The organism is Streptomyces sp. NPDC005533, assembly GCF_042871845.1.
GTDB lineage: Bacteria > Actinomycetota > Actinomycetes > Streptomycetales > Streptomycetaceae > Streptomyces.
In genome coordinates this window covers 64,948-71,076 of sequence record NZ_JBIAJH010000034.1, presented here as the reverse complement: position 1 = coordinate 71,076, position 6,129 = coordinate 64,948, and the positions used below count along the sequence as shown (strand labels likewise).

Sequence of the window (6,129 nt, the reverse complement as noted above, 5' to 3'; positions counted from 1 at the left end):
GCGCCGGGGCGTCTCCTCGGGCGCCGAACGTGACGAGAGGTCGGACACCTCGGCGGCAGTGCGTTCGGCACCCTGCGGGGATCACCCCGACACACACCCACCCCCACCCCAACCGACCCGCCTGCCACCCAGTGCCGAAGCACCGGCCAGCGGCGCCGCACCATCCGGCTCCGCCGCACCACTTCAGCCTCGCCGGCGTTTGAGGCGCGGGGTGCGGGGCGGAGCCCCGGTCTGTAAGCCGCACCCTTCAGGTGCGCCGCACAAATCCAGCCCCGCCTGCGATTGAGGCGCGGGCCCGGGCGGGGAGCTAGGCGCCCTGTTTGAATTCCAGGGTCGCCGCCATCGCGCCGAGCTGTTCGAACGACGCCGTCCCCGTCACCACCGTGACGTGGCCCTGCTCCCGGCGGACGAGGGCGTCGTACTTCTCGCCGTCCCAGCGCTCCCAGGCCGTGTCGCCGACCTGCTGCGTCTGGCCGGTGGCCGTCGCCTGCTGGGTGACCCTGGCGAGGTACTTGGGCGAGGTGTCCGTGGACTGCTCCACCGCCACGTACTGCTGCTCCGGGTCGAGGAAGCCCAGGTGCCAGGCGTTGGCGTTCTTGCGCTCGTACGTCACCGACGTCGCCCGCCACTGTTCCGGGAGCCCCACGGGGGCCGCCACCGGATACGGGGCCGCGCGCCGGGCCGTGAGCGTCTCCACCCGGTAGTCGACCGCGTGCGTCGGATCGGCCTCGTCGTCATGGGGGACGAAGAGGTAGATCCCGGCGACGACGACGCCGATCACGCTCAGCGACCGGACCATGTCCCAGACCGTCTGCTTGCCTTTCATACCTGCCACGGCCCCATCGTCCCGCATCGCGAGGGGGCGATCACCGCCGGGGTCGCGCGGGCGCGTCGGACGGCGGACGCTTGAGATCCCACCGGGGATCCGCAAGATGTCCGCTCAGGCCAAAGCCCTGACCGATATTCCGCTCATACGTGACCCGCTCTGCTCAATATGTCGACGTACCGATAGAGTTCCAGCACCCTCACTTCCCGGCCGTCGCCGTACAGAAAGGTGCGCTCCGATGACCGAGCACAACCTGCCGCCCCAGCTCGAAGTCTCTCCGGAGGCCCCCGACCGCAACCTCGCCCTGGAACTCGTCCGGGTCACCGAGGCCGCCGCCATGGCCGCGGGCCGGTGGGTCGGGCGCGGCGACAAGCTCGGCGCCGACGGCGCCGCGGTCAACGCGATGCGGACCCTGATCTCCACCGTCTCGATGAACGGCGTGGTCGTCATCGGCGAGGGCGAGAAGGACGAAGCCCCGATGCTCTTCAACGGCGAGCGCGTCGGCGACGGGACCGGGGCCGAGGTCGACATCGCCGTGGACCCGATCGACGGCACCACCCTGAACGCCAAGGGCATGCCGAACGCCATCGCGGTGCTCGCCGCCGCCGACCGCGGCACCATGTTCGACCCGTCGGCGGTCTTCTACATGGAGAAGCTGGTGGCCGGTCCGGAGGCCGCCGACTTCGTCGACATCAACGCCCCCGTGTCGGTGAACATCCGCCGCGTCGCCAAGGCCAAGAACATGGCCGTCGAGGACGTCACCGTCATCATCCTGGACCGCCCCCGCCACGAGGGCATCGTCAAGGAGATCCGCGAGACGGGCGCCCGGATCAAGTTCATCTCGGACGGCGACGTCGCGGGTTCGGTCATGGCGGTGCGCGAGGGCACCGGCGTGGACCTGCTCCTCGGCATCGGCGGTACCCCCGAGGGCATCATCTCGGCCTGCGCCATCAAGTGCCTCGGCGGCACCATCCAGGGCAAGCTGTGGCCGAAGGACGAGGCCGAGCGCCAGAAGGCCCTCGACGCGGGCCACGACCTGGACCGGGTCCTGCACACCAACGACCTGGTCTCCGGTGACAACGTCTTCTTCGTCGCCACCGGCATCACGGACGGCGAGCTGCTGCGCGGCGTCCACTACCGCTCGGAGACCGCGACGACGTCCTCGCTGGTCATGCGCTCGAAGTCGGGCACGATCCGGCAGATCGACTCCACGCACCGCCTGTCGAAGCTGCGCGCGTACAGCGCGATCGACTTCGACCGCGCGCAGTAGGAAACAGCGCGCGTCCACAGCGAGAGGGGCGGTCACCGTGTGCGGCGGTGACCGCCCCTCTCGCTGTGCCCGAGCGGCGCGTACGGGCCCTAGCCGGCGGCGGCGACGGGCCCGGCCGTCGGGGTCTGGCGCAGCTCGGCCGACCTGCGGCGCATGCGGGCCAGGACCACGCGGCGCTCGGCGGCGGTGAGGCCGCCCCAGACGCCGTACGGCTCGGGCTGGAGGAGTGCGTGCTCCCGGCAGGCGACCATGACCGGGCAGCGGGCGCAGACGCGTTTGGCGGCCTCCTCGCGGGAGAGCCGGGCGGCCGTGGGCTCTTTGGAGGGCGCGAAGAACAGTCCCGCCTCGTCCCGGCGGCACACCGCCTCCGCGTGCCATGGGCCGTCCTCAGCCCTCGCCGGCACCCGCGGCTTCGGCACGGCGGCAACCTTCAGGGACTGATGCGGCGGATGCGGCACGGTCTACTCCTGACGACGGATACGCGAGCGAGAGACGATGCACCTGTCCCTACCCGCTGCACGCGCCCCTATGCACCGCGTGCCACCGGGCGCCGGGGGTTCGTCCGAAACGCGCCCCTCGGTCGTGAGCGGCTTTCAGCCGTCCTTGCGCTCGCGCAGTTTGCGGGCCAGATCGACCAGTCGGGCCCCGGGTCGGGGCCGCGCCTCGATGTTGCCGAGCAGGGCGAAGCCCCGGACGATGACCACCGGCGCCTGCGGGTCGCTCTCCCCGCGACCCTCGCCGCGCACCTCGAAGTTGCCGAGGACCCCGCTGCCGTAGCCGCGCAGGGTGACGTTCTCCGGGACGAGGACCTCGACGTTGCCGAGGACGGAGGTCACGTTGACCTCGGTGACCTGCTGCTCGAAGACGGCCTCGGTGAGGTCGATGGTGATGTCGCCCATCACCGAGACCGCGCGGGTGTGCGCGCCCGGCCGCCAGCGGCCCTTGCGGGCGGAGCTGCTGCACACGGCGACGATCGTCTCGACGGGGGCGCCGGCCGGCGGGACGGGGGACGTCGGCGCGAACGGGGCATGGGCGCCGCCGGGTGCGGGCAGATCCCGTACGAGGCCTTCCAGCTCGCCGACCGTCTTGAGGGCGTACAGCGAGTCCAGGCGCTCGGAGTGCTCGTCGGAGGTCAGCCGGCCTTCGGCGAGGGCGTCGGCGAGGATCTGCGCGATCCGGTCCCGGTCGGCGTCGGAGGCGCGCAGCTCGGCGGGAGGGGCTGCGGCTGCGGGGGCGGCGGGGTGCTTTTCCAGGTCCACGGGACCCAGCATAGCGAGACACGATAGATCGCGATACTACCGAGTGAGCCTTACCTCACAGACACACCCACGGCGGGAGGTTCTACGCTGGTGGACTGCGCTGCCAAATGGTCGCCAGCGCTGTCTGCCGAGTGAGGATTGGCCACGATGCCGGAGTTCGCGTACACCGACCTGCTGCCCCTGGGCGAGGACACCACCCCCTACCGGCTGGTGACCGCCGAGGGCGTGTCCACCTTCGAGGCGGACGGCCGTACGTTCCTCAAGGTCGAGCCCGAGGCGCTGCGCAAGCTCGCCGAAGAGGCCATCCACGACATCCAGCACTTCCTGCGTCCCGCGCACCTCGCGCAGCTGCGCCGGATCATCGACGACCCGGAGGCCTCCTCGAACGACAAGTTCGTGGCCCTGGACCTGCTGAAGAACGCGAACATCGCGGCGGCCGGCGTCCTGCCGATGTGCCAGGACACGGGTACCGCGATCGTGATGGGCAAGCGCGGCCAGAACGTGCTGACCGAGGGCGGCGACGAGGCGGCGCTGTCGCGCGGCATCTACGACGCGTACACCCGCCTTAACCTGCGCTACTCGCAGATGGCGCCGCTCACCATGTGGGAGGAGAAGAACACCGGCTCGAACCTGCCCGCGCAGATCGAGCTGTACGCCACCGACGGCGGCGCGTACAAGTTCCTCTTCATGGCCAAGGGCGGCGGCTCGGCCAACAAGTCCTTCCTCTACCAGGAGACCAAGGCGGTCCTCAACGAGGCCTCCATGATGAAGTTCCTGGAGGAGAAGATCCGCTCGCTCGGTACGGCGGCCTGCCCGCCCTACCACCTGGCGATCGTGGTCGGCGGCACCTCCGCCGAGCACGCCCTGAAGACCGCGAAGTACGCCTCCGCGCACTACCTCGACGAGCTGCCGACCGAGGGCTCCGCCACGGGCCACGGCTTCCGTGACCTCGGCCTGGAGGAGAAGGTCTTCGAGCTCACCCAGAAGATCGGCATCGGCGCGCAGTTCGGCGGCAAGTACTTCTGCCACGACGTCCGCGTGGTCCGCCTCCCGCGCCACGGCGCCTCGCTGCCGGTCGCGATCGCCGTGTCCTGCTCGGCCGACCGCCAGGCGACCGCGAAGATCACCGCCGAGGGCGTCTTCCTGGAGCAGCTGGAGACGGATCCGGCGCGCTTCCTGCCGGACACGACCGACGCGCACCTGGCCGAGTCCGCGGACGTGGTCTCCATCGACCTGAACCAGCCGATGGACGACATCCTGGCGACGCTGACCAAGCACCCGGTGAAGACCCGCCTGTCCCTGACCGGCCCGCTGGTCGTGGCGCGCGACATCGCCCACGCCAAGATCAAGGAGCTGCTGGACTCGGGCGCGCCGATGCCGCAGTACCTGAAGGACCACCCGGTCTACTACGCCGGCCCCGCGAAGACCCCCGAGGGCTACGCCTCCGGCTCCTTCGGCCCGACCACGGCCGGCCGCATGGACTCCTACGTCGAGCAGTTCCAGGCGGCGGGCGGCTCGAAGGTCATGCTGGCCAAGGGCAACCGCTCCCAGCAGGTGACGGACGCGTGCGGGGCGCACGGCGGCTTCTACCTGGGCTCGATCGGCGGCCCGGCGGCGCGCCTGGCCCAGGACTGCATCAAGAAGGTCGAGGTCCTGGAGTACGAGGAGCTCGGCATGGAGGCGGTCTGGAAGATCGAGGTGGAGGACTTCCCTGCCTTCATCGTGGTCGACGACAAGGGCAACGACTTCTTCCAGAATCCGGCCCCGGAGCCGACGTTCACCCACATCCCGGTCCGCGGACCGGGTCTGTAGCCCGTAGCGCACGGCCGAGGGCCCCTCCCCCGAACGGGGAGGGGCCCTCGCGCGTGTGGGCCCCTCGGCAGCGGGCGGGCGCCCGGAGGGGCGGCGCGTCCGGTTAACGTCGGGGACACAGCTCCGCGCCTGCGCGTTCACCCTGGTTTGCAAGGATTTCCGTATGACTGCGACGACTGCGACGTCCTCCCTCCGCACCGACCGCGCCGTTCGTGTGGTCGCCCATCGCGGGGCCTCCCACGAGCACCCCGAGCACACCCTCGCCGCGTACCGGCAGGCCATCGCCGACGGGGCCGACGCGCTCGAGTGCGATGTGCGGCTCACCGCCGATCAGCGGCTGGTGTGCGTGCACGACCGGCGCGTCGAGCGGACCTCCGACGGGCGGGGGGTCGTCTCCGCGATGACGTACGAGGAGCTGTGCGGCCTCGACTTCGGCGGGTGGAAGGGCGAGGAGCACCGCGGGGCGCGGGTGCTGCTCTTCGAGGACCTGCTCCGGGAGGCGCTGGCCGCGCCGCGGCCCGTCGGGCTGGCCGTCGAGACCAAGCACCCGAGCCGCGCGGGTGGCCGGCTGGAGGTGGAGCTGGTGCGGATGCTCCGGGAGTACGGGCTGGTCGACGGGTCCGCCGGGCTGGTCGAGGTGATGAGCTTCTCCCGCAACGCGCTGACCCGGCTGCACCGGCTGGCGCCCGGCCTGCCCTCGGTCTACCTGATCGAGCGGCGGCTGCGCCCGGCGCGGCCCCCGTACGCGACGCACGCGGGCCCGGGCATCGACCTCGTACGCCGGGATCCTGGGCTGGTGGGCCGGCTGAAGGCCAAGGGGCTGTCGGTGCGGGTGTGGACCGTGGACGAGCCGGAGGACGTGGAGCTGTGCCTGCGCCTCGGCGTGGACACGCTGATCACCAACCGCCCCCGCGAGGTGCGCGCACAGCTGGCGGCGGCCCGCTGACGGCCGTACGGCGCCG

6 protein-coding genes are annotated in these 6,129 nt (G+C 71.4%); 3 read left to right on the top strand and 3 right to left on the bottom strand.

What is annotated here, in order from left to right; translation table 11 throughout:
- Positions 1-307 precede the first annotated feature (307 nt).
- A complete protein-coding gene (locus ACFYP3_RS28160; protein ID WP_388838187.1) occupies positions 308-826 on the bottom strand; it encodes a DUF4245 domain-containing protein in 519 nt (172 codons plus the stop codon).
- Between the two features lie 238 nt (positions 827-1,064).
- On the opposite strand from ACFYP3_RS28160, the gene glpX reads away from it, so the two are divergent.
- Positions 1,065-2,096 carry a class II fructose-bisphosphatase gene (glpX, locus tag ACFYP3_RS28155; protein WP_030713888.1) on the top strand — a complete coding sequence of 344 codons (1,032 nt, stop codon included), beginning with the start codon at positions 1,065-1,067 and terminating at the stop codon, positions 2,094-2,096.
- Positions 2,097-2,185: 89 nt separating this feature from the next.
- Here the strand turns inward: glpX and ACFYP3_RS28150 are convergent, their stop codons facing one another.
- Positions 2,186-2,554: a WhiB family transcriptional regulator gene (locus ACFYP3_RS28150; RefSeq protein ID WP_388838179.1), complete on the bottom strand. Its 369-nt coding sequence runs from the start codon at positions 2,552-2,554 to the stop codon at positions 2,186-2,188.
- 135 nt (positions 2,555-2,689) lie between these two features.
- Complete coding sequence (locus ACFYP3_RS28145; RefSeq protein ID WP_388838176.1) at positions 2,690-3,355, bottom strand: DUF1707 domain-containing protein; 666 nt, start codon at positions 3,353-3,355, stop codon at positions 2,690-2,692.
- Between the two features lie 147 nt (positions 3,356-3,502).
- Here ACFYP3_RS28145 and ACFYP3_RS28140 point away from each other — a divergent pair, with 147 nt between their 5' ends.
- A complete protein-coding gene (locus ACFYP3_RS28140; RefSeq protein WP_362859488.1) occupies positions 3,503-5,167 on the top strand; it encodes a fumarate hydratase in 1,665 nt (554 codons plus the stop codon).
- A 163-nt stretch (positions 5,168-5,330) separates the two neighbouring features.
- Positions 5,331-6,113: a glycerophosphodiester phosphodiesterase gene (locus tag ACFYP3_RS28135; protein ID WP_388838173.1), complete on the top strand. Its 783-nt coding sequence runs from the start codon at positions 5,331-5,333 to the stop codon at positions 6,111-6,113.
- Positions 6,114-6,129 lie beyond the last annotated feature (16 nt).